This is a genomic window from Bradyrhizobium sp. IC4060 (assembly GCF_020193715.1).
GTDB classification, from domain to species: domain Bacteria; phylum Pseudomonadota; class Alphaproteobacteria; order Rhizobiales; family Xanthobacteraceae; genus Bradyrhizobium; species Bradyrhizobium yuanmingense.
In genome coordinates, this window is record NZ_JADYVJ010000096.1 from 1 (window position 1) to 432 (window position 432).

Here is a 432-nt window from a genome sequence, read left to right on the forward strand (position 1 = left end):
CGGTAGCGCTGGTGGCTATCCTCTGCGCGCTGCCCCGCGCGGCGGTGAAGGCTGCCAAAGGCAAAGCGATGTCGTTTCGCGCGGTGCTCGGCCGGGTCTGGCCCTACGGCATGGCGCTGGCGTTGGCCTCCGCCGGCTTTGGGGTGATCGCCACCTTTATCACGCTATTTTATGACGCCAAAGGTTGGGACGGCGCGGCTTTCGCGCTGACATTATTCAGCTGCGCGTTCGTTGGCTCGCGGCTGCTGTTTCCCAACGCCATTAACCGACTCGGCGGGCTGAACGTGGCGATGCTCTGCTTTAGCGTGGAGGCGATCGGCCTGCTGCTGGTCGGCTTTGCCGATACGCCGATGATGGCGAAAATCGGTACTTTGCTTACCGGGGCTGGCTTTTCGCTGGTCTTTCCGGCGCTGGGCGTGGTGGCGGTGAAAG

At 63.4% G+C, this 432-nt stretch carries 1 pseudogene; it reads left to right on the plus strand.

Annotated features, from left to right (window positions below):
• Positions 1-432: pseudogene (locus I6F16_RS37650) on the plus strand (MFS transporter); the annotation flags it as partial.